The following is a 23,167-nucleotide window of genomic DNA, read 5'->3' as shown; positions in this document are numbered from 1 at the left end:
TTATTTACTCAACCTAGCCTGATATTTATGTTGGGTTAGGTTGCCTCATTATATTTTTAAATGGAAATTATAATATGAGAAGAACAACTATATTATTATTTTTATCTTTTTTTTCTTTTACTGGGGGGAAGGCTGATGTTGCAATTGATCCAGTACAAATGTATATATTAAATGATACAAAACAAAAAACAACAACACTTACTTTAGAGTCTATAAATGAAGTAGAAAAAAAGATATTTGAGGTAAAAGCATTTAAATGGGATCAAAATGATAAAGGTGAAGATGTGTTGGAGAAAGATGATACTCTTATAATTAATCCAAGAAATTTTATTTTAAAACCTAATGGGAAACAAGTTATACGTGTTGGTTTTAATCGTCCAATAGCATCTGTATTAAATGGTCTGGAAGAGGGTGCCTGGCGCATTGTAATTGAGGAATTACCTCAGCCTGTAAAAGAATCATCTATTACTTTCTTGATGAATTTTAACCTGCCATTATTTATTGGAAAGCAAGATAACCTAAAATTAAATTTCAATATTGAGAATGATAAGCTTATTGTTAAAAACAAAGCAGAATCTCATATTCAAATTTCAAAGTTACAAATTTTAGATTCTAATAAGAAAGAAGTTTTTACTAGTAATAATATGAAATATGCCCTTAAAGACAAGAATATTTTCTATGAGTTAGAAGGGGTTAAGATAAATAATCCTCGTAATTATTTTGTTAAAGTAATGACAGATAAGTCGCATGAGGAAATAGAGTTAAAGCTTATGGATTAAAATTATAATTAAGGATTATATTATGCAGTTAAATAGAAAAATAATTATTCTAGTTAATATTTTATTCTTGTGTAATGCTAATGCTAACCAGAATCCTGATGATGAATTTTTTGCTAATCTCTGGATAAACGAGCTTGATCATAATATAGATATTATTTTAATAAAAAGTAATGATAATTTTTATATAGAGTGCAATATATTGTCGGAACGAGATATTGATATATCTAAATTATCAAAAATGGCTTCTCGGGATGAGTTTTGTCTTATTTCGGATCAGAATATTCAATCTAATTTTGATGCCTCTAAGCAAACAATTAATCTCACGATACCTACCCAACTGTTTAAATCAAGTACACAGATCTCCCAGTTGCAGACTATGCCAGAGAGAGCCAGCTTTGGAGGTTTCGTAAATTATGATTTTACCTATTTAAATGCAAAAATAGACAGAGAGACGAATTCTTTATATAACGGCCTGACAGAGCTGGGTATTTTTAAAGATTATTGGATTTTTAAGAACTCAATAGCATATTATAATCATCCTTTGAATGAATATTTTACTCGACTCAGTACTAGTATTGACTTTGAATTTCCTAAAAGTATGACTCAGCTTACTTTAGGAGATACAACTACAGTATATAATCCATTAATTAATTCTTTACGTTTTGCCGGTTTAAACTGGGGAACTAATTTTACTGAGCGACCAAATTTTATTTATTGGAATACTCCAACCTTACAGGGGAGTGCGCGTGTTCCTTCTACAGTTGATTTGTATATTAATGGGGTAAGTATATATAGCCAAAGAGTCAGTCCTGGTGATTTTAATCTTCAAACTGGTGCACAAATTCAACAGGCAGGAAATGCACAAATTGTTGTTGAAGATGTGTTAGGGAATAGGAGTGTACAAAGTTTTCCTATTCTGGTGACGAATCGGTTATTAAGACCTGATCTTAGTGAATATAATGTTTCATTAGGAAAGTTGCGTTATAATTATAATATAGAAAGTGATGACTATCGTGATTTTTTCTCTAACTTTTATTATCGTTATGGGGTATCTAATTGGACAACCCTTGGTTCTAATTTTGCTTATAGCGAAGACTTGCAAAATTTAGGCTTTCTATGGACTCAAGCGATTAGTCATTATTTGGTTTTGGATAGTGTAGTTCAAGCTTCACATGATGAACTTAATAATTTTAATTATTCATATGGATTATCTGCTGCAAAGGATTTCGGAAGAGTTTCACTTGGTGCCAGTGCAAAATATACAGAAAGAGATTTTAAATATTTAGGTGATGAACTGGATAATTTTTATAGTTATCCTAAGTATGAATATTTAATTTATGCAGGAATGAGCAATGTCCCTCTCTTGCATAATATTTATTTGAATTATGCTGCCCAGAGTTTTCATCAGCAAGAAATACGCGTGGAAGATGAGATTCCTTTATTTTTTCAAAATGATCGTAAAACTTTAAATTTAGGGTTTAATCGTCGGCTAGGTAGGAAGGGAAGCCTAGGTTTAAGTTATTTTAGCTCATTCGGTGATGATCGGGATTCTGGAGTTGTCTTATCACTTAGCTATAGTTTTGATGATGATAAAGCAGTTTATTTTAGTCATTCAACAGATGAAAGAACTAAATTGCAATTTGTTAAAAGTAATCCTAATCAGGTTGGATTTGACTATGAAACAGGTGTAAATAGACTCGAAGATGAAACACTATATAATTTCAATGGGCGATTGAAAACAGATGTTGGGGATTTAAGTTTTTATCATATAGAGGGAGATAATGAGTCTGAATCACAATTAAACTATCGTGGTGCGGTTGTTTTTCTTAATAATAAATTTAATTTTACCAAGTTAGTTGATAATGCATTTTCTGTTGTTAGTGTGGGAGATTATCAGGATGTCGATGTTTTAAGGTCTTTATCTGTAGTGGATAAAACGAATAAGAAAGGCTATACCTTTGTTCATGATATTATTCCTTATGTAAATTATGATATTGGTTTTGATCAGAATCAGTTACCAGTTGAAGATAAGATTCCTTATGCAACCAAGAGGCTTACTGCTTTAGATCAGCGGGGCTATATTATTAATTTTCCTATATATAATACAAAACAGGTCACGATTTTACCTGTAGATAGTAATAATAATAAATTTACAGCCGGTTCAGAGTTATATATCGATAATGATGGTGGGGAGGTTTATCCTATCTCATCGGACGGTACGGTCACTCTATATGGGCTTATTCCAAATACTTACAATATTAAAATCATCAGCACCGAATCTAAAACTTGCTTTGCACAATTGACGGTTACAGAAAATCAAAAAGAAGAAAGCGGACTATCTACGCTTATCTGTAAATAAAGGATGAAAAATAATGAAACTTAAATTTACTGTACTTGTGTTCTCTCTATTATTAACCAGTCTAAGTCATGCCCAACGTTGTCAGATTGATCGATCGACAGCATCAGAACTCAAATTGAACTCCTCTTATCTGAGCCAAGCTGCGACTTCTTTTATCGTAAGGTGTGATAGTAGTTATGCTATTCAATTTAATTCTAGAAACTTAACCAGCACTAATGGCAGTAGTTATTTGGTTAATGAGCACAATCATAAAATAAGAACACAAATGTATATTTCTGGGGCGACCTCATCCCGTTGGAATATGCCGATATCCCAACCGGCAACTAGCCTAAGTAAATTTATTGTATTGGTACAACTAGCTGAACAACCTTCTGCTTTGACCCCAGCTGGAGTTTATAAAGACAGTTTATATGTGGATCTTATCTACTGAATTCTTTTAGTTGGCTCTTAAAAGAGAATTGGATTTTGGTCTATTTAAGTCCTTTAACCAGATTTTGAAGCTTTCTGACTGGATTTTTTAGGCATGAGCTATGGTTATGAATAGGTGAGTTAATTTACTCTTAATTGTTAGTCAAGTTAATTAGATATCTCTATAAGTACATCAACTTCCGAATAAAATGAGAGAAGGGGGGTAATATCATTAAAATGCAATAAATAAGCATTAGACTTTAGCTTAAAATATAATCACATAGGTGTGATATGGAACAGCCCTGCACCTCAGCGTTATCGAAAAAAATGTCTGCACTTCAAAATATTAGCTTTGACTTAAAACAGTTGCGACAGCAAAAAACAAAAATGACCCTGCCTTTGGAAGAGTTGACTCGTCCTCGTCTCAAAATAGCCATTGTGACTGAAACCTGGTCTCCTGAAATCAATGGGGTTGCCCATGCTTTATTGCAACTGTGTAAAGGATTACAAAAACAGGGGCATAAGATTTTATTAATTCGTCCGGAACAACGACAAGCCTATAACGATTTTAAGCCGCATAGCGAATGTCTAGTTAAAGCGCATTGCATTCCTAAATATAGTAATTTGCAGTTTGGTAGGCCGCAATTTTTAAAAATCCATCAAGCTGTTGAAACTTTTACACCCGATATTATCCATGTCGTGACCGAAGGTCCTTTGGGTTTGGTAGCTCAACAGCTTGCAAAATTCCATAAAATTCCGGTTTCTAGCGGTTTTCACTCGTCATTTCAGGAATTTAGTCGATTTTTTGATTTGGCTTTTTTACTGAAGCCAATTCAAGGCTATTTAAAGTGGTTTCATAATAATACTGATTTGACCTGTGTTCCGAGTCGAGGCACGGCTCAAGCCTTAAATCAGTTTGGTGTGACTTGTCCCTTGGCAGTTGTGGGCAGAGGCGTCGATCCAGATACATTTTCACCAAAGTGGCGATCACCAGATTTGCGCTATGCTTGGGGAGTTTCAAACGAGACCCGGGTGATGTTGTATGTCGGACGGCTTTCCCCTGAAAAGGAAATTGACGTGCTGATCAAAACCTATTTTGTGCTGCGCCAAGTTCGTCAGCAAGATATACGTTTGGTGGTGGTTGGAGATGGGCCGGATCGCACTCGACTGCAACAACTGAATCAGGATGGCAGTATTGTTTTTACCGGTAGCTTGACAGGAGAAAAACTGTCGGCGGCGTATGCCAGTGCAGATGTCTTCTGTTTTGCCAGTCAGGTTGAAACCTTTGGAAATGTGGTATTGGAAGCGATGGCCAGTGGCTTGCCAGTGATTGCTTATGATTATGCTTGTGCAAACTTGCATGTGCAGCATGGTGAAACGGGATGGTTGAGTAGACTTGGACATCAGCAGGGGTTGATCCAGCAGATGCTCGGATTGCCTGATCAGCAAAAATTGCAGCAGATGGGTGCGCAAGCACGTAAAAAAGCCGAAAAAGTAGGCTGGCAATATCCGGTCCGGCAATTTGAACAGGCACTGTATTCACTGATACAGCATCAGGAATACAGGATATAAAACAAGAAAGGAGCACCAGTGTGAAACTCCAGAATGTAAAGATTAAATTTTTAGAAATCGATTTGAAAGGCTGTGTTTATCTGAATCATTTTTCGCATTCAGTCCGTATTGCCACTTTTTTTAAAATGATTAGCCGCTTAGGAAATGGTGCATTTTGGTATTTCATGCTGATACTGGTTTGGATCATGCAAGGCTTGATCTATACCGTGCAGATTGTTTATCTGATTTTGGGAAGTACTATAGGTACTATGATTTACAAGGTGCTTAAAATCAAAACTGTACGACCACGTCCTTATCAGGTACATCAAGTGATCCGTTTGGGTGAGCATCCACTGGATCATTTCAGTTTTCCTTCCGGGCATACCTTGCATGCCGTGATGGCAACCACCGTTTTAGGTTATGTCGCACCTTTATTACTGATGCTGATGTTGCCTTTTACGGTTCTGGTCGCAGTGTCCCGAATGGTGCTGGGATTGCATTATCCAAGTGATGTGGCAGTTGGCGCAATTCTGGGTGGCATGATGGCAATTGCCATTGTCCTGACCGCGCCTTATCTGAATATTGTGCTGTAAAAATAAGTGAAAGCCGGAGCAAAGGCTCGCAGATTTTCACAGATTTGTTAAAGTACAGCATCAAAGCAATTATAGTGAGAAATAGAGATGGGTTTACGTTGGACTGACACGCTCGATATCGCGATTGAACTCTATGAAGCGCATCCAGATGTGGACCCGCAGTGGATTCGTTTTACTGATTTACATGCCTGGGTGTGTGCTTTGCCTGAGTTTGAAGATGATCCAACCAAGTCGACTGAAGGTTTGCTTGAAGCCATTCAAATGGCATGGATTGACGAGGCACGCTAAGGCCTCATCTTAAAAAAGCATTTTTTTACAGATGAAAAGCAGAAAAATGCGCATTATCTCGGTATAATGCGCCAAATTTTCATGTCAACAATTGACTTAAGGAGCCTATCATGGCTATCGAACGTACTTTATCTATCGTTAAACCAGACGCAGTTGCTAAAAACCACATCGGCGACATCTTTGCTCGTTTCGAGAAAGCTGGTCTTCAAATTGTTGCAACTAAAATGAAACATTTGACTCAAGCTGAAGCTGAAGGCTTCTATGCTGAGCACAAAGAACGTGGTTTCTTTGCTGACCTAGTTGCATTTATGACTTCTGGTCCAGTTGTTGTTTCAGTTCTTGAAGGCGAAAACGCTGTTCTTGCTCACCGTGACATCCTTGGTGCGACGAATCCTAAAGAAGCTGCTCCTGGTACTATCCGTGCAGATTTCGCTGTAAGCATCGATGAAAACGCTGCTCACGGTTCTGACTCTGTAGCATCTGCTGATCGTGAAGTTAACTACTTCTTCGCTCAAACTGAGATTGCTCCACGTACTCGTTAATTCGCAGTATTCAAGCCAGATAAGTGTTATTATACTTATCTGGTTTTTTTATTCTCTGAATAATTCTTTGCTCACATATTGAGCTTCTCCTTTCATCTTTAGACATGGTTTAGGTAATACACATGAGTACTGAAGCAGTCGCTGTATCAGCAGTTTCTGAGCCACAGCAACACACTCCATCCGCTCCAGCACAGGCAAATACTGTCGAGAAAGTGAATTTACTTGGCATGTCACGTCCGCAAATGGAAAAATTCTTTGAGGACATGGGTGAGAAGAAGTTTCGTGCCGGGCAGGTGATGAAATGGATTCACCAATTTTTTGTGACTGATTTTGCTGAAATGACCAATATTTCAGGGAAGCTGCGTGAAAAACTGGAAAAAATTTGTGAAATTAAAGCACCGGAAGTGGTGCATAAAAACTATTCCAAAGATGGAACTCGTAAATGGGTATTCCGTGTTGGCGACGGTGAAGGTTCCCTCGTCGAAACGGTACTGATTCCGGCAGAACATCGTAGTGGTTTACGCCGTACCTTATGTATTTCTTCTCAAGTGGGCTGTGCACTGGACTGTTCATTCTGTTCGACAGGTAAACAGGGTTTTCAGCGCGATTTGACCCAGGCAGAAATTATCGGTCAGCTCTGGATGGCGAACTATTCCTATATGGAAGACGTGCCTGTACTTGAGCGTGAACGTTCAGTCACGAACGTGGTGATGATGGGCATGGGCGAGCCATTGCTCAACTACGATGCAGTATTGAATTCAATGCGCATTATGCTGGATGACTTTGCATACGGCATGTCAAAACGTCGTGTGACTTTATCGACTTCTGGTGTAGTGCCGAAAATCGATCAGATGGTCAAAGATATTGACGTGGCGCTAGCTATTTCATTGCATGCGCCAAATGATGAACTGCGTAACGAGCTGGTGCCGATCAATAAAAAATATCCGCTTGAGCAGCTGATTGCTGCATGTCAGCGTTACATTGCCAAAGACGGGAATGAAAGTTCACGTAAACATGTGACGATTGAATATGTGATGTTAGATGGCGTGAATGACCATCCTGAACATGCTCAGCAAATGATTAAGCTGTTGAAGAATTTGCCAAGCAAGATTAATTTGATTCCTTTTAATCCGTTCCCGCATGCGCCATATGGCCGCTCAAGCCGCAACCGGATTATTTCTTTCCAAAAAACTTTGTCTGATGCCGGTTTTGTGTGTACGATTCGTCAGACACGCGGTGATGACATTGATGCCGCGTGCGGACAGTTAGTCGGACAAGTTGCTGACCGTACCCGTCGTGCGGAACAGTGGAAAAAGAAAATTGCGCAATCGAATGAGATCATGCGCTCACAAGGATAATAAGAGGTCGCCAGTTGAGAAATCTAACATCAAAGTTTACTTTGATTTCAACAGTATGTGTGTCTTTGGTTTTAGTCGCGTGTCAGACGCCAGATCTGGGTCAGAAAGACCCTGAAAAGGCCACCAAAGTCCGTACCCAATTGGCGGTAGAATATCTGAGAACAGGTGACCTGGATGCAGCTAAACGTGCGCTGGATCAGGCACTTGAAAGCAGTCCGCGTGATTCTCAAGCGAATATGATGATGGGCGTGCTACTGCAACAGGAAGGTAGTAAGCTTAATCTCGAAAAAGCAGATCATTATTTCAAGCGTGCGATTTCGGCAGATCCGAAAAATGCACAGGCGCGAAATAATTACGGCACTTATTTATATCAGCTTGAACGCTATAATGATGCGATCGAGCAGTTTCAAATTGCTGGTGCCACGTTGGGTTATGATCAGCGATTCCGTGCATTGGAAAATATGGGGCGGATTTACCTGAAACTGGGTGATACAGCAAATGCTGAAAAATCATTCAAACAGGCGCTGCAAGCCAATCGCGATTCTTATATTTCAATGTTAGAGTTGGCAGAAATATTTTATTTGAACCAGCAGTTCCCGGCGGCGACACAAATGTATCAACAGTTTGTGCGTGGTGTGGGACAGAAAAATCAGGGTGCCCGTGCGCTCTGGGTCGGCATTCGCACTGCGCGTGCCGGGGGTGATCAGTTGGGTATGCAGGTATTGGTCAACCAGTTACGTGCACTTTTTCCTGAAAGCCAGGAATACCAACGTTATTTGCAATTACAGTACAGTACTGAGGCCGTATGGAAGTAAATCCTAATTCACCATCGAATCATTCGAGCGTAGCTCCAAATGCGTTAGGAAATATTCAACGTCCGGGCGAGTACTTGCGCCAGATTCGTATCAATCAGCAGCGCAATCTGGAAGATGTAGCGAAAGAGCTGAACATCCCGGTCAAAACCCTGACTGCACTGGAACAGGACGAATATAAGTCTTTACCTGAAGCAACCTTTATCAAAGGTTATTACCGGACTTATGCCAAATTTCTGGGTGTAGATGCGTCTAGTATTATTCAGCGTTTTGATGAAATTTATACCAATGATACCGGGCTGCTGCCGAACCATGCCCTGAACAATTCTCCTATTAAAATTATGGGGAAATTGCCAGGGTCTAAGCGGGACCGCAATCGTAAGTGGTTAAAGCGCATTTTTATTACGCTGGTATTACTGCTGATTTTGGGTGCACTGTTTGCCATGATTCAGAACTGGTCAAGTAGTAATTCACAAAATAGCAGTGAAGTCTCTGGAGTAGGCGCTTCTAATGTCGAGATTCTGAATCTGGATACAGGTGCCGCACTTTCCGGTGATCAGCTGAAACTTGATTTTAACCGTCCGACTTCGGTGCATATTGTCGACTCGGCGGGTAATGTTCTGGCAACTGGCCGTCAGGCATCGAGCTTGCAGCTGAATGGTGAAGCGCCATTCCAGATTCGTCTGGATGATGCATCGGCTGTATCACTCAGTTTAAATAATGAAAATATTTCATTGTCACCCTACACTGTGAACGGAAAAGCAGAATTCCGTTTATCACCTTAACAGATCAAGAGTAGAGCAGAACGATGATCGTAAATCCAATTAAACGTCGTCCAACACGTAAAATTCGTGTGGGTTCAGTTTATGTGGGTGGTGATGCACCAATCAGTATCCAGTCGATGACTAATACTGAAACCTGTGATGTAGCAGCTACGGTTGCACAGATTCAGCGCTGTGTAGATGCCGGTGCAGACATCATGCGGGTTTCTGTGCCTACCATGGAAGCCGCGGCGGCATTTGGTGAAATTCGCAAGCAGGTCAATGTACCTTTGGTCGCCGATATTCACTTCGATTATAAAATTGCTTTGGCAGTTGCGGATTTGGGTGCAGACTGCCTGCGGATTAACCCGGGAAATATCGGTTCGGAAGCGAAAATCCGTGAAGTGGTGGCCGCGGCACGTCATAACGACATTTCCATGCGGATCGGTGTCAATGCCGGCTCACTGGAAAAAGATATTCAAAAGAAATATGGCGAGCCAACGGGTCAGGCACTGCTTGAATCTGCGATGCGTCATATCGATATTTTAGACCGTCTGGATTTCCAGGAATTCAAAATTTCAGTCAAAGCCTCGAATGTGTTCCTGACCATGGATGCGTATCGTTTGCTGTCACAGCAAATTGATAATCCGCTCCATCTGGGTGTCACAGAAGCGGGTATTTACCGTACCGGTTCGGTTAAATCTGCGATCGCTTTGGGTGGTCTGCTGATGGAAGGCATTGGGGATACCATGCGTATTTCACTAGCTGCCGAGCCTGAAGAAGAAATTAAAATTGGTTTTGATATTCTGAAATCGTTGGGTCTGCGCTCAAACGGGATTAACTTCATTGCCTGCCCAAGCTGTTCACGTCAGGAATTTAATGTGATTTCCGTGATGCAGCAACTTGAAGAGCGTTTAGAAGATATTCGTACCCCAATGGATGTGTCTGTCATTGGCTGTAAGGTCAATGGGCCGGGCGAAGCCAAAGAAGCGGATATCGGTGTAGTGGGTGCAGCACCACGTTCACTAGTGTACCGTAATGGTGAGAAGAGCCATTTAATTGACACGAATCAATTGGTTGATGAAATCGAAACTATGGTTCGTCAACGTGTTACCGAGCTTGAAGAAGCTAAATCTAAAGAAATTATTCGTACAAGTTTTCCTGAGTAGATCATGAGTTCAATCGTCGCAATCAAAGGTTTTAATGACATTCTCCCAACGCAAACCCCAGCTTGGAGACGTCTTGAACAGCATCTATCCGGTTTGATGGATGCCTATGGCTATCAACAAATTCGTTTGCCTATCGTAGAACAGACCAATCTGTTTAAACGTTCGATCGGTGATGCAACCGATATCGTTGAAAAAGAAATGTATACCTTCCTCGACAAGGGCAATCCGCCTGAGTCATTGACGCTGCGTCCTGAAGGGACGGCGGGTTGTGTACGTGCCATGCTGGAGCATAACCTGCTGCGCGGTGCGACGCCTCGCGTCTGGTATATCGGCCCAATGTTCCGTTATGAAAAACCGCAAAAAGGCCGTTACCGTCAGTTCCACCAGTTTGGTGTAGAAACTTTTGGTGTGGCGACTCCGGACATGGATGCAGAACTGATCCTGATGACAGCACGTTTATGGAAACGTATGGGTGTGGCAGACAAGGTTCAGCTTGAGTTGAACACTTTAGGTGAGTCGGATGAGCGTGCAGCATATCGTGCGGCACTGGTTGAATTTTTAGAGTCACATAAAGCCGATCTGGATGAAGATTCTCAGCGCCGTCTGACCACGAATCCACTGCGTATTCTGGATTCTAAAGATGCCAAAACACAAAGCATCTTGGAAAATGCACCGAAACTGCATGATTTTATGGGTGAAGAAACGCTGGCGCACTTTGCTCAGTTACAGCAGTATTTGACTGATGCAGGCATGAGCTTCGTGATCAATCAAAAACTGGTACGCGGTCTGGACTATTACAACAAAACTGTTTTTGAATGGACTACAACTCACTTGGGTTCACAAGGTACAGTGTGTGCCGGTGGCCGTTATGACGGTCTAGTGGGGCAACTTAAAGGTAAGCCTGATCAATCTGTCCCTGCGGTTGGTTTTGCGATGGGTATCGAGCGTTTATTGCTTCTGCTTGAACAGCTTGAAGACAATACCCCGACACGTGATTGTGAAGTATTCCTGGTGGCTGAACCGGTTTCTCAAGGTAAAGCTTTGGTCATTGCGGAGCAGATTCGTGATCAGCTTGAAGCAGCAGGCAGTCAGGTTCGTCTGAAAGTGGGCTCACAGGGTTCAATGAAATCGCAAATGAAAAAGGCCGATCAAGCCGGTGCTTTGTATGCGGCGATTTTGGGTGAGCGTGAACTGGAAGCTCAGGCGTTTACTGTGAAAGAGCTGGCAACCGCAGAGCAATCGAATGTACCATTTACGGACTTCGTTGCATTTTTTAGTACTAAAATTTCTTCAAAATAATCGATAAAACATTAGGAAAAGGGTAATCTCATGAGCGCAATGAGTGGTGATGAACAGTTTGAAAGCTTAAAATCCTTTACGAAGAAATATGGTTCTTCGATGATTACCGGGATTTTAATTGCGCTGATTGCCTTTTTTGGATGGGAATATTGGCAGAAGAAAAACCTGGCAGAGTCGCAAATGCACACTGCCAAGGTTCAGCAGTTGATGGATGATGCGCAGGCATCGAAAGGTGATGGTTTTGCTAAGTTATCTGAAGCTGCGGACAAAATTGTCAAGGAAGCACCGGATTCAGCACAGGCGATTCAGACCCAGCTGATGATGGCTAAATTGGCTTATGACAAAGAAGATTATGCTGCGGCCGAGAAAGCGCTACAGAAAGTTGAAAACTCGAAGGTAGATGATAAAGGGCTAGTTCAGGTAGTCAAACTTCGTCTGGCCTATGCACAACTGGCACAGAAAAAATATGATGCTGCATTGAAAACTTTAGAAGCAGTCACTGAGCCTGCATTTAAAGCAACTGCTGATGAAGCACGTGGCGATATTTATGTTGCCAAAAATGATATTGAAAATGCGAAAAAAGTATATCAAAGTGCATGGGATGCTTTGATTGAACGTAAAGAAGAACGTCAGATTTTACAAATTAAGCTCGAAAGCGTAGGCGTATTGGTCGATGATCCGGAAATCGAACGCCCAATTATAGAAACACAAGCGGAAGAAGCTGAATGAATAGAAAATACAAAATTACCTGTGCCTTGACTGTTTTAACGCTTGCATTGGCTGGCTGTGCGGGTAAAACCAATAAAGTTCCAGAAGTAAAACCGAATCCACTTCCAAAACTGACTCAAGCCAAAACACTGGTCCCTGTATTTTCCACCAGTGTGGCTTCGACAGATGCTGCTGATCCGTTGCGTTTGCGTCTGGATGCAGACAATGGTGTGGTCTTTGCGATTGACCCGAAAGGCGAAGTGTCTGCATTTAAAGGCAAACAGCGTCTGTGGCAGAAAAAAGTCAGCAAAGACAATTTAAGTTCTGGTGTTGAAGCTGCTGAAGGTCTTGTTGTCGTTGGCAACCAGAAAGGCCAACTGTTTGCGCTGGATCAACAAACCGGCGAGCAGAAATGGACTGCGCAATTGACGGGTGCTTTACTGGCGCCTTCACTGATTCATGCAGGGCGGGTCATTAGTGTCAGCAATGACGGCACCGTATATGCGCATGAAATTGCGACGGGTGCGCAAGTTTGGACTTATAACTTACCTAATGTACAATTCAGCCTGCGTGGCATGGCTGCACCTGTTGCATTAGATGCTCGTAATGTACTGATTGCATCTTCCAATGCTTATATCTATGCACTGGATGCCTTAAGCGGTGTGCCAAAATTACAGCGTCGTGTCGCAGTGTCGGATGGGCGTTCTGATATCCAGCGTCTGGTTGATATTGACGGGGAACCGGTCGTTGCAGGCCAGTTTGTGGTGACCACCAGTTATCAAGGTCAGGTGACTGTGCTGGATTTAGCTTCACAACAGGTGGTCTGGAGTGAAGATGCCAGCAGTATCCAGCGTCCAGAAGTTGTGGGCAATGGTGTATTTGTGGCGCAAACCGATGGCAAAATCAAAGCCTTTGAGATTACTTCGGGTCAACCGCTTTGGGAAAATGACCAGTTGCTGAATCGCAAGTTAAGTAATCCGGTGATGCTGGGTACTGACCTTGTAGTCGGTGATCTGGATGGTGTCTTGCACCTGATTGATCCGCGTACCGGACAGATTACTGGTCGTTCGAAAACCTCTGGGGAAGTGCGTAGCTTACGCGTCATCGACAACCAGCTTTATGTTTCTACACGCAAGGGCGCATTAAGCATTTGGCAGAACCGTTAATTTTAACGAGCCTTATGCTAAACTAGCCACAACCGTATTTTTGTGAACGCGGGGTGATTGAAAAATCAATGCCCCGTGTTTTTATTTAGGGTATTTACCCCTTATATCTTCCTATGCTTTCTGATGTTCAGGCCACTTTGACGCCTGATATTAAATAAAGGTTACTCTATGAAACCCGTAATTGCGCTCATTGGTCGTCCGAACGTCGGAAAATCGACGCTGTTCAACCAGATTACCAAGAGCCGTGACGCATTGGTGGCAGACTTTGCAGGTCTGACACGCGACCGTAAATATGGCGATGCTACCTATCAAAATAAATCCTTTATTGTGGTCGATACCGGCGGTATTGGTGAAAATGAAGGTGGTATTGATTCATATATGGCAGAGCAATCCAAAACTGCCATTCATGAAGCTGACATCATCATTTTTGTGGTTGATGCGCGTGCCGGACTGCTGGCTTCTGATGAACAGATTGCCCGTGAATTGCGTACTTTAGGCAAAAAAGTCTTTCTGGTTGCCAACAAAGTTGATGGCGTACATGCTGAAGCTGCCCTGGTTGAATTCTACAAACTGGGTATGGGCGAGCCGCTACAAGTGGCAGCCAGCCATGGTCGTGGTGTTCAGCAGATGCTGGAAGATGTACTTGCTGATGTACCGGAAGATGAAAATCCGGAAGAGCATGACAAAAACACGGGTCTGCGTTTAGCGATTATTGGTCGTCCAAACGTAGGTAAATCAACGTTGGTGAACCGCTTGCTCGGTGAAGAACGTGTGGTGGCATTTGACCAGCCGGGTACAACACGTGACTCGATTTATATTCCATTCGAGCGTGATGGCCGTCAATACACCCTGATTGATACTGCCGGGGTGCGTCGTAAAGGTAAAGTCGATGAAATGATTGAGAAATTCTCGATTGTTAAAACTTTACAGGCGATGAAAGATGCCAACGTAATTGTTGTTGTGGTTGATGCGCGTGATGGTATTGTTGAGCAAGATTTGCATTTGATTGGCTATGCGCTTGAAGCGGGTCGTGCCATGGTCATTGCAGTCAACAAATGGGATAACATGACTGAATATGATCGTAAGCAATGTAAGCTCGATGTAGAGCGTCGCTTCGATTTTATTCCATGGGCCAAAGTACATTTGATTTCTGCATTGCATGGAACGGGTGTGGGCGATCTTTATCCATCGATTCACCGTGCTTATGATTCATCTCGTTTGAAAGTGTCACCAGCAAAAATCACCCAGATTTTAAATGATGCGACAGATGCCCACCAACCGCCGATGGTTCAAGGTCGTCGTATTAAAATGCGTTATGCGCATATGGGTGGACAAAATCCGCCAACGATCGTGATTCATGGTAACAAGGTGGATAAAACTCCTGCGGATTATCGCCGTTACCTGGAAAATGTGTTCCGTAAAGTGTACAAGCTTGAAGGTACGCCGATTAAAATCGAATTTAAAACTTCTGAAAACCCGTTTGAAGGCCGTAAGTCTCAAGTGGATGAGCGTGCAGCTGCGCGTAAACGTCGTTATGTACAGAAGTTCAAGAAAGCCGAGAAGAAATTTAAACGTTAATTCTATAGTTTAAATTTTTCGGATAAAAAGCCTGCGTAAAGCGGGCTTTTTGTTTTGAGAAAATAATGAATTTCTCTCCCAATAAAAGTGTGAATTCTTTTACACTCAAATCAATTGATATCTTTTCAATGGATTCACGTGGCTCGGCTGATTCAAATTCATCTGCATCAACTTTCTGATCTGACTTGTCATTCGTTGTCAGACCGCAAAACCCAGGTTGCCGAACGGAAACGCGAAGTGGCGTGTTTGCGTAATCAGCTTTTATCCCAATCTTTTGAATTGCCAGTTAGCGATCAACAGGTGGTGCGGACGAATTTCGGCAAGCCTTATTTAAATGACTATCCGGATTTCAGTTTTAATCATAGTCATAGTCAAAATTTCTACGCCTTGGCCACGAGCAAGCAAGTTCAGAATTTAGGAATTGATATTGAAGAACTGAATCGTAAAGTCCGTTTTGAAGCCTTGGCACAACATGCCTTTCATCCCGAAGAATTAAAATATTGGAAAATGCTGGCTTATGATCCCGAATACTGGTTTAAAGTCTGGACCACCAAAGAGGCGGTGTTAAAGGCATCAGGCTTGGGAATCCGGATCAACCTGAATGAACTGAATACTAATCTTCATCCTGAGCAAAATGGCGGGCGCTGCGAACACCCAGAGATTGGCGTCTATGCCTATCAAAATTATACGCTTACTGGCTGCATGCTCACCGTGGCCTGGCAAAGTGAGGATTCCTGCAAGGGATTGAGATTTCCTGTGATCCAGATTCATCACACTGTCTAAAACAGAATCAACCCAAATATTTTTTATTTTCTAGAAATGATCAGATTACTCAGCCGATTCACAAATTGTGGACTCATCCGCGATAAATGAAATAAAAACTGGCTTTTGAATCCGACCGGATGATGCGTTGCCTGCCATATTGAATCTTTGAGCTGTGCCAGTTTCAGAATATCTCGTGCAACATCTTCTGCTTTTAAATGCACGCCCATTTTTTTAATACTTTCTGACTGCATATCTTTGACCATGGCGGTACTGACGAAAAGCGGCATAACATCCAAGACTCGAATCCCATAGGGTTGCCACTCAATATCCAGACTTTCAGTCAGGCCACGCACTGCAAACTTGCTGGTGGAATAACTGCTTAAATCGGCTTGGCCATAAATCGCCGAAGCTGAAGATAGATTGATGATGCGGGCAAATGAAGATTCTTTTAAATAAGGGAAAGCGGCATGACAGCCGTTCATGACTCCTTTAACATTAATATCCAGAGTCCGATGATGCGCCATAATATCAGTTTCTTCAAAAGGGCCTGAATATAAGACTCCGGCATTATTCACCAGAATATTGATTTCACCTGCCCAAGCTGAAAATTCGGCTAAAGCTGTTTCCCAGGAAGCGTAGTCAGTTACATCCAGAAAACCGGCTTTGGCATGTTCGCCCAGTTGCTGGGCCAGCTGTTCTGCCTGCTCCACCTGAACATCATAAATGCCCACCTTATAGCCGTGCTGGTAAAATAGCTGGGCGGTTGCTGCCCCAATTCCTTGTGCTGCCCCACTAATCAATATACTGTGCATGTGCCTGATCTCCTTATTGTCTTTTTTTTGAGCATAACAAGAAGCCGGCAGATTGACGCGACTATTTGGTAAAAAAAAAGAGGTTTTGAACATGGAACAACTACTCCAGGTCATGCGCGAATTACGTGAAAAATGTCCATGGGATCAGCAACAGACCCCCGAATCTCTGACCAAATATGCCATTGAGGAAGCTTACGAAGTCGAAGCAGCAGTCCGCTCTGGAAAAGTCGATGATGTCCGCGATGAGCTGGGTGATTTGCTGTTACAGGTGGTGTTCCAGTCGCAGATGTACAGTGAGCAGGGCGCTTTCGATTTTCAGGATGTGGTGCAGGCCATTACCGATAAACTGATTCGCCGTCATCCGCATGTATTTCAAGCTGAACAGTTTGCAAAATTGAGCCCGGAAGATGTCTCTCAGCTCTGGCAAGAAATTAAACAGCAAGAAAAGCAGGGCAAGCCACGTTCCCGTTTAGATGAGGTCAAGCATGCACCGGCCTTGGTACAGGCAGATGAAATCCAGAAAAATGTTGCAAAAATCGGCTTTGATTTTCCCGATGTCACTGGGGCATATGACAAAGTAGAAGAAGAGCTGGCCGAGTTAAAAGAAGCTTTGGCAAGCCAGAATTCCGATGAAATACAGGAAGAATTTGGTGACTGCTTATTTTCTCTGGTCAATGTTGGCCGTAAACTTGGAATCTCGAGTGAAATGGCATTATTAGGCACGATCCATAAGTTTCGTACTCGATTTGCCTTGATGGAACATCAGGCGGAAAAACAACAACTCAATATAGACCGCTTGTCACTGGCTGAATTGGATCAGCTCTGGGAACAGGCCAAATTAGAATTAAAACAAAGAGCGGCGCATGAACAAACAACAACATCGAACAAGTCCGGCGTGGATTAATCTTCTTCTGGGTTTATGGCTAGGCTATATTGCTATTGGAACTGCACATGCAACTGCGACCGATTATATGGAATGGAAGACCAGACAACAGCAACATGATGCGCGGCTCAAACAACAGAATGCATCGACTAAAGCAGATCACTATCTGGCAAAACCGGCACTTTCGGTACAAGCGACAGGTGATAGAATTAGTTTAAATAGTGCAAATATTGAACAATTGCAACAGTTGCATGGTGTGGGACAAAAGAAAGCCCAAGCCATTGTCGAGTACCGGCAGAAAAATGGGAAATTTAAAAGCATTGAAGATATTCAGCTGGTCAAAGGCATTGGGCCGGCATTATTTGCCAAAAACAAGGCCAGACTCGCGTTGTGAATAGACGGAATTGATGCTGAATACAGAATCAATCTGAGCGGCAGGATTGACATAATCAAATTGCCCTTTAGGCGTGTAAGCGATATGATTAGCGTCATCTTAGAATTTTACGTTCAGACGTAGGAGACAGCGTCTTTTGCAAACTTTGCGCGCGTCAAAATGTGGTTTATCAACCGCTCAATTACCTTCTTATATTCTCGATGTGATTGATGCCTTAAACAAGGCAGGCTATGAAGCTTATATCGTGGGTGGTGGTGTTCGAGATCTGATGTTAGGTTTGAATCCTAAAGATTTCGATGCAGTTACCAATGCAACCCCGGCTCAGGTCAAGGAAGTTTTCGGACGACGTTGTCGAATTATCGGACGACGTTTCGAACTGGCGCATGTCTATTCAGGGCGGGAACTGGTTGAAGTGGCAACCTTCCGTGCACCACCAAAAAAAGCAGTGACCTCGGCCGCGGGAATGATTCTGCGTGATAACAACTGGGGCAGCATCGAGCAGGATTTTGCCCGTCGTGATTTCTCCATCAATGCAATGTATTACCAGCCACGTAAAGGCATTGTGCTGGATTTCTGCAATGCAGTGGATGATATCCATAGCAAAACCTTACGCTTACTCGGTGATCCGACTTTAAGATTTGAAGAAGATCCAGTGCGGATGCTGCGAACCCTACGTTTTGCCGCCAAGCTGAACTTTAATATTGATGAAGCGATTCTGGATGTCTTTACGCCGGAAATGACCCAGTTGCTGCGTGATGTTTCTCCACATCGACTTTATGATGAATCACAGAAACTGTTTACCATGGGACACCTGAATCGTGTCTTGCCAATGCTGATCGATTTTGGGATCTGGCAGCAGTTATTTGCAGATATCAAGCCTGAAATTACGCCATTTATGGAACGCGCTGCGAAAAATACCGATCAGCGTATTTCTATCGGCAAGACCATCAACCCGGCCTTTTTCTATGCGGTATTGTTGTGGCAGCCATTCCTCGAGCGTTGTGAATTCTATCTAAATAAAGGCGTGGTAGCCGCCGAAGCTCGTGCCCAAGCTGGTCTGGACGTGTTAAAACGTCAGGCGACTCGTACCATTATTCCACGTTTTGCGGAAACCTTTATTCGTGAAGTTTGGGAAATGCAGACCCGTTTGCTGAACCCAAAACCACAGCAAATCGAGGCCTTGTCCAGCCATGCGCGTTTCCGTGCCGGCTTTGACTTTTTGCTGCTGCGTGAAAAATCAGGCGATGCAACTGCACAAGGCATGGGCAGCTGGTGGGATGCTTACCAGCAAATGAGCGGTGACGAGAAAGAACGGGCCATTAGCCAGTATAACCGTCAGCGTGCCAAGAGCCGTCGCAAGGCGAGTCAAGAAGAACATCTGGAACAGAAATTGACCCAGCAGCAAGATCTCACCGAGATCGAACCGTTGGTAAATGAACCTGAACCACGCAATCGTCGAGTGCGCAAAGCCAAGTTTGAAGACAAGGTGAAACCTCTGTCGCATGTAGCAGCCAGTGCCAGCGGTGAAATTGGCGCAGATCATCCGATTATGAAACGTAAGCGGGTGAAACGTGATCTGAGTCAGGTGGTATTTGGGCCAACACAATGATCGTGACGTATATTGGCCTGGGCAGTAACCTGGGTGATTCACGCCAGATTCTGGCAGAAGCTGTACAGAAACTGGCGACCTTGGGGCAGGTGAAAACTTCGCATCTGTATCAAAGTCCACCGATGGGACCACAGGATCAGCCAAACTATCTGAATGCAGTGGTGCAGTTAAATACCGATCTGGCCGCTTTAAGCTTGCTAGATCGTCTGCAAGCCTTTGAGCACGACGCCGGTCGGGTACGTTTACGTCATTGGGGCGAACGTACGCTGGATCTGGACTTGCTGCTCTACGGCAATGAGCAGATTCAAAATGAACGCTTAACTGTGCCGCATGTTGGTGTATTAGAACGTGATTTTGTCCTGCTTCCACTTCTGGATATTGATCCTGAAATACAGGTTCATGGACACAGATTAAAAGACCTAGACATCGTCACACAGTCGACCCTCGCGGTACTCGATGACAGCAACTGGGCAAATATTTAATTTTTAAGTGATGGTAGCTTCGTCAGAACTTTCAAGCATAGAGGAACATTTTCATGGTCAGTCTGAGTGATTTAAGACGCTTTAAAGCAGATGGACGCAAATTTTCATGTCTGACTTGCTATGATGCCAGTATGGCCAAAGCCATGGAAATTGCCGAAGTGGACAGCATTTTAATTGGCGATTCTCTGGGAATGTCAATTCAGGGGCGTGATTCGACTTTGCCGGTCACGGTTGCAGATATGGCCTATCATACGGCTGCGGTACGCCGTGGTAACCAGCATGCCTTTATCATGACTGACTTGCCATTTATGAGCTATGCTACCTTGAATGATGCCTTGCAAAGTTCGAAAACCGTGATGCAGGCTGGCGCGCAAATGGTCAAGATGGAAGGCGGTGCATGGTTGGCAGAAACCGTGCAAGTGCTGACCCGTAACGGTATTCCGGTGTGTGTGCATTTGGGTCTTACTCCGCAGTCGGTACATGTCTTTGGCGGTTATAAACTGCAAGCCCGTACCCGTGAAGCGGCCGATCAGCTCATTGCGGACTGTAAGGCAGTGGTCGAGGCGGGTGCTGCACTATTGCTACTTGAATGCGTACCAGCACAGCTTGGCCAGGAAATCACCGAACTGTTTCCGCAGATTCCGGTCATTGGCATTGGTGCAGGTGCAGCTACAGATGGTCAGGTATTGGTGGTTCAGGACATGCTCGGTTTGACTTTTGGACATACCGCAAAATTTGTACGTAATTTTATGCAAGAACAATCGGGTGCGACAGCCATTCTGGATGCTTTTAAAGCCTACCATGCTGCAGTTTTAGATGGATCTTTCCCGGCACCAGAACAAACTTTTCAGGTTGAATTGTAAGATGAAAACAGAAACCACCATTCAGGGCTTAGCGGCATCATTAAATCCGGCGCGTACCAGTCGCAAGATTATCGGTTTTGTACCGACCATGGGCAATCTGCATCAGGGACATTTAAATCTGGTGCGTGAAGCACGTAAGTTGTGTGATGTGGTGGTGGTCAGTATCTTTGTCAATCCGATTCAGTTTGGGCCCAATGAAGATTTTGACAGCTATCCGCGCACGCTTGAACAGGATCAACAACTATTGGCTGAAGTTGGTTGTGACATCGTGTTTGCGCCGACGGTTGAGCAAATGTATGGCAAAAAACCGCGTCTGACCAATATCAGTGTCTCTGACATTACCAATGATTTATGCGGTTTGCAGCGTCCCGGCCATTTTGATGGTGTGGCGGTGGTGGTCACTAAATTGTTTAATATCGTACAGCCGAATTACGCCTTCTTTGGCCAGAAAGATTATCAGCAATTGGCGGTGATTCGTCAGTTTGTACAAGACCTGAATATTCCACTGGAAGTGATTGGTGTACCGATTGCCCGTGCAGAAGATGGCCTGGCTTTAAGTTCGCGCAATGGTTATTTAAGCGAAGAGCATCGTGCAATCGCACCGGTCATTTATCGAAGCTTGCAATGGGCTGAACAGCAATTACATGCAGGTGTGGAACTGGAAACGGTATTGGCAGAGATTCGCCAGACTTTAACCGATGCCGGGTTTGTGGTGGATTATGTTGAAGCCCGCACTCCAGAATTACAAAAAATTCATACGTTTAATCAAGATCTTGTGTTATTTATAGCTGCAAAGCTGGGGAATACACGTCTGATCGATAACCTGCAGGTTAAATACACTGCCGGCTAAGATGAAAGGGTAGCATGCATGAAGCGCATTTTAATTGTCACAGGACAATCTGGTTCGGGTAAATCATCTGCATTACAGGTGCTTGAAGATCTGGGTTATTACTGTATTGATAATTTGCCTTTGGCATTGCTTCCCGAAATCGTGGCCAAACTGGACAGTGAAAATAATCTGGAACAGTTGGCGCTGGGCGTCGATGTGCGCAGTACCCGGGCAGATTTACAAGAATTTGATCATGTATTTGAGCAGCTGCAACAGCATGGTTCGGTCGATATTATCTATCTGACCACGCAGGATCAGGAGCTGATTGCCCGCTTTAGTGCTTCGCGTCGGCCGCATCCTCTGGCGTCACGCTTTAAAAGTCTGAATCAATGCATTCAGGAAGAAAAAATCCTGTTGATGCCGATTCAGTTGCGTTCTACAGTTCATATCGATACTACCGATAAAAGCGTACATGACCTGAAACATACCTTATTGTCCAAGCTCGGACAGGCCGATAACCTGATCCTGATTCTGCAATCCTTTGGTTATAAGCATGGCATTCCACTGGATGCCGATTATGTCTTTGATGTCCGGCATTTGCCAAATCCGCATTGGGAACTGGAACTGCGCAAATTTTCAGGGCTAGATCAGCCGGTGCAGGCGTTTTTACAAAAGAGCGATCAGGTCGAGGACATGTTCAATGATCTGTATCATTTTCTGGACAAGTGGTTGCCGACCTTTGCCGAAGGGCATCGTCATTATATGACCGTGTCGATAGGTTGTACCGGTGGTCAGCATCGTTCTGTTTATATTGTGGATAGACTAAAAAAAGCCCTTGAGGCAAAATGGTCTATTCAAGTCCTCCATCGAGAAATGAAGCACTGGTCATGATTGATACGACAGTTGACGTAATTAATAAACTGGGTTTACATGCACGCGCATCTGGTAAACTGATAGAAGTTACCACCAAATTTCGTTCCAGTATCCAGATTGGCAAGGCTGACAAATTGGTAGATGCCAAAAATATCATGTCATTGCTCATGCTTGGTGCAGGCAAGGGAACAACTTTACGCTTAGTGATTGAAGGAGCAGATGAGGAAAAAGCCTTATCTGAAATTCAGGCACTATTTGCAGCAAAATTTTATGAGGCAGATTAATC

Annotated in this window: 24 protein-coding genes; 23 read left to right on the top strand and 1 reads right to left on the bottom strand. The window is 43.2% G+C overall.

Features of this window, described 5'->3' with window-relative positions:
- Positions 1 to 74 precede the first annotated feature (74 nt).
- The 15 genes from H0S56_RS12000 to H0S56_RS11930 all read left to right on the top strand — a co-directional run bounded on the left by H0S56_RS12000 (position 75) and on the right by H0S56_RS11930 (position 16,154).
- A complete protein-coding gene (locus H0S56_RS12000; RefSeq protein ID WP_180186664.1) occupies positions 75 to 779 on the top strand; it encodes a fimbrial biogenesis chaperone in 705 nt (234 codons plus the stop codon).
- A 22-nt stretch (positions 780 to 801) separates the two neighbouring features.
- Positions 802 to 3,138 carry a fimbria/pilus outer membrane usher protein gene (locus H0S56_RS11995; RefSeq protein WP_195725152.1) on the top strand — a complete coding sequence of 779 codons (2,337 nt, stop codon included), beginning with the start codon at positions 802 to 804 and terminating at the stop codon, positions 3,136 to 3,138.
- 699 nt (positions 3,139 to 3,837) lie between these two features.
- Positions 3,838 to 5,118, top strand: coding sequence for a glycosyltransferase family 4 protein (locus H0S56_RS11990; RefSeq protein WP_004647459.1), 1,281 nt, complete (start codon positions 3,838 to 3,840; stop codon positions 5,116 to 5,118).
- Between the two features lie 20 nt (positions 5,119 to 5,138).
- A complete protein-coding gene (locus H0S56_RS11985) occupies positions 5,139 to 5,690 on the top strand; it encodes a phosphatase PAP2 family protein (protein WP_004278361.1) in 552 nt (183 codons plus the stop codon).
- 87 nt (positions 5,691 to 5,777) lie between these two features.
- Positions 5,778 to 5,978: a Fe-S cluster assembly protein IscX gene (gene iscX, locus H0S56_RS11980; RefSeq protein ID WP_004278360.1), complete on the top strand. Its 201-nt coding sequence runs from the start codon at positions 5,778 to 5,780 to the stop codon at positions 5,976 to 5,978.
- Between the two features lie 110 nt (positions 5,979 to 6,088).
- Complete coding sequence (gene ndk / locus H0S56_RS11975) at positions 6,089 to 6,520, top strand: nucleoside-diphosphate kinase (protein ID WP_004647460.1); 432 nt, start codon at positions 6,089 to 6,091, stop codon at positions 6,518 to 6,520.
- Between the two features lie 122 nt (positions 6,521 to 6,642).
- Complete coding sequence (gene rlmN / locus H0S56_RS11970) at positions 6,643 to 7,878, top strand: 23S rRNA (adenine(2503)-C(2))-methyltransferase RlmN (RefSeq protein ID WP_004278358.1); 1,236 nt, start codon at positions 6,643 to 6,645, stop codon at positions 7,876 to 7,878.
- A 14-nt stretch (positions 7,879 to 7,892) separates the two neighbouring features.
- On the top strand, positions 7,893 to 8,693 hold the full coding sequence (gene pilW, locus H0S56_RS11965; protein WP_044109965.1) for a type IV pilus biogenesis/stability protein PilW: 801 nt from the start codon (positions 7,893 to 7,895) through the stop codon (positions 8,691 to 8,693).
- Positions 8,684 to 9,475 carry a helix-turn-helix domain-containing protein gene (locus tag H0S56_RS11960; protein ID WP_004647463.1) on the top strand — a complete coding sequence of 264 codons (792 nt, stop codon included), beginning with the start codon at positions 8,684 to 8,686 and terminating at the stop codon, positions 9,473 to 9,475. Before pilW ends, H0S56_RS11960 begins: the two co-directional genes overlap by 10 nt.
- 23 nt (positions 9,476 to 9,498) lie before the next feature.
- Positions 9,499 to 10,620, top strand: a complete 1,122-nt coding sequence (gene ispG, locus H0S56_RS11955; RefSeq protein ID WP_004278355.1) for a flavodoxin-dependent (E)-4-hydroxy-3-methylbut-2-enyl-diphosphate synthase — start codon at positions 9,499 to 9,501, stop codon at positions 10,618 to 10,620.
- Between the two features lie 3 nt (positions 10,621 to 10,623).
- Complete coding sequence (hisS, locus tag H0S56_RS11950) at positions 10,624 to 11,919, top strand: histidine--tRNA ligase (protein ID WP_044109970.1); 1,296 nt, start codon at positions 10,624 to 10,626, stop codon at positions 11,917 to 11,919.
- A gap of 30 nt (positions 11,920 to 11,949) precedes the next feature.
- Positions 11,950 to 12,648 (top strand): YfgM family protein, encoded by a 699-nt coding sequence (locus tag H0S56_RS11945; protein WP_044109972.1) that lies wholly within the window; start codon positions 11,950 to 11,952, stop codon positions 12,646 to 12,648.
- Positions 12,645 to 13,793: an outer membrane protein assembly factor BamB gene (gene bamB / locus H0S56_RS11940; RefSeq protein WP_004733039.1), complete on the top strand. Its 1,149-nt coding sequence runs from the start codon at positions 12,645 to 12,647 to the stop codon at positions 13,791 to 13,793. Before H0S56_RS11945 ends, bamB begins: the two co-directional genes overlap by 4 nt.
- 168 nt (positions 13,794 to 13,961) lie before the next feature.
- Positions 13,962 to 15,371, top strand: coding sequence for a ribosome biogenesis GTPase Der (gene der, locus H0S56_RS11935; RefSeq protein WP_004278348.1), 1,410 nt, complete (start codon positions 13,962 to 13,964; stop codon positions 15,369 to 15,371).
- A gap of 138 nt (positions 15,372 to 15,509) precedes the next feature.
- Positions 15,510 to 16,154, top strand: coding sequence for a 4'-phosphopantetheinyl transferase family protein (locus H0S56_RS11930; protein ID WP_044109975.1), 645 nt, complete (start codon positions 15,510 to 15,512; stop codon positions 16,152 to 16,154).
- Positions 16,155 to 16,177: 23 nt separating this feature from the next.
- Here H0S56_RS11930 and H0S56_RS11925 read toward each other — a convergent pair whose 3' ends face one another.
- The gene (locus tag H0S56_RS11925; protein ID WP_044109992.1) at positions 16,178 to 16,948 is read right to left on the bottom strand and encodes an SDR family oxidoreductase; all 771 of its coding nucleotides are present in this window, start codon (positions 16,946 to 16,948) and stop codon (positions 16,178 to 16,180) included.
- 91 nt (positions 16,949 to 17,039) lie between these two features.
- On the opposite strand from H0S56_RS11925, the gene mazG reads away from it, so the two are divergent.
- The 8 genes from mazG (at position 17,040) to H0S56_RS11885 (ending at position 23,165) form a co-directional block, all read left to right on the top strand.
- Entirely contained in the window at positions 17,040 to 17,852 is an 813-nt protein-coding gene (gene mazG / locus H0S56_RS11920; RefSeq protein ID WP_044109976.1) for a nucleoside triphosphate pyrophosphohydrolase, read from the top strand.
- Positions 17,812 to 18,225, top strand: a complete 414-nt coding sequence (locus tag H0S56_RS11915) for a ComEA family DNA-binding protein (protein ID WP_005172659.1) — start codon at positions 17,812 to 17,814, stop codon at positions 18,223 to 18,225. The genes mazG and H0S56_RS11915 overlap by 41 nt, the downstream gene beginning before the upstream one ends.
- A gap of 136 nt (positions 18,226 to 18,361) precedes the next feature.
- Positions 18,362 to 19,834 (top strand): polynucleotide adenylyltransferase PcnB, encoded by a 1,473-nt coding sequence (gene pcnB / locus H0S56_RS11910; protein ID WP_044109978.1) that lies wholly within the window; start codon positions 18,362 to 18,364, stop codon positions 19,832 to 19,834.
- Positions 19,831 to 20,316, top strand: coding sequence for a 2-amino-4-hydroxy-6-hydroxymethyldihydropteridine diphosphokinase (gene folK / locus H0S56_RS11905; RefSeq protein ID WP_004647478.1), 486 nt, complete (start codon positions 19,831 to 19,833; stop codon positions 20,314 to 20,316). The genes pcnB and folK overlap by 4 nt, the downstream gene beginning before the upstream one ends.
- Before the next feature lie 53 nt (positions 20,317 to 20,369).
- Positions 20,370 to 21,179, top strand: coding sequence for a 3-methyl-2-oxobutanoate hydroxymethyltransferase (gene panB, locus H0S56_RS11900; protein WP_004278337.1), 810 nt, complete (start codon positions 20,370 to 20,372; stop codon positions 21,177 to 21,179).
- 1 nt (position 21,180) lies between these two features.
- The gene (panC, locus tag H0S56_RS11895; protein WP_044109981.1) at positions 21,181 to 22,029 is read left to right on the top strand and encodes a pantoate--beta-alanine ligase; all 849 of its coding nucleotides are present in this window, start codon (positions 21,181 to 21,183) and stop codon (positions 22,027 to 22,029) included.
- Positions 22,030 to 22,047: 18 nt separating this feature from the next.
- Positions 22,048 to 22,899, top strand: a complete 852-nt coding sequence (rapZ, locus tag H0S56_RS11890; RefSeq protein WP_004278335.1) for an RNase adapter RapZ — start codon at positions 22,048 to 22,050, stop codon at positions 22,897 to 22,899.
- On the top strand, positions 22,896 to 23,165 hold the full coding sequence (locus H0S56_RS11885; protein WP_044109984.1) for an HPr family phosphocarrier protein: 270 nt from the start codon (positions 22,896 to 22,898) through the stop codon (positions 23,163 to 23,165). Before rapZ ends, H0S56_RS11885 begins: the two co-directional genes overlap by 4 nt.
- Positions 23,166 to 23,167: the final 2 nt, after the last annotated feature.

This window comes from Acinetobacter lwoffii, from assembly GCF_015602705.1.
Classification (GTDB): domain Bacteria; phylum Pseudomonadota; class Gammaproteobacteria; order Pseudomonadales; family Moraxellaceae; genus Acinetobacter; species Acinetobacter lwoffii_E.
This window is presented reverse-complemented; position numbering and strand designations above follow the sequence as displayed.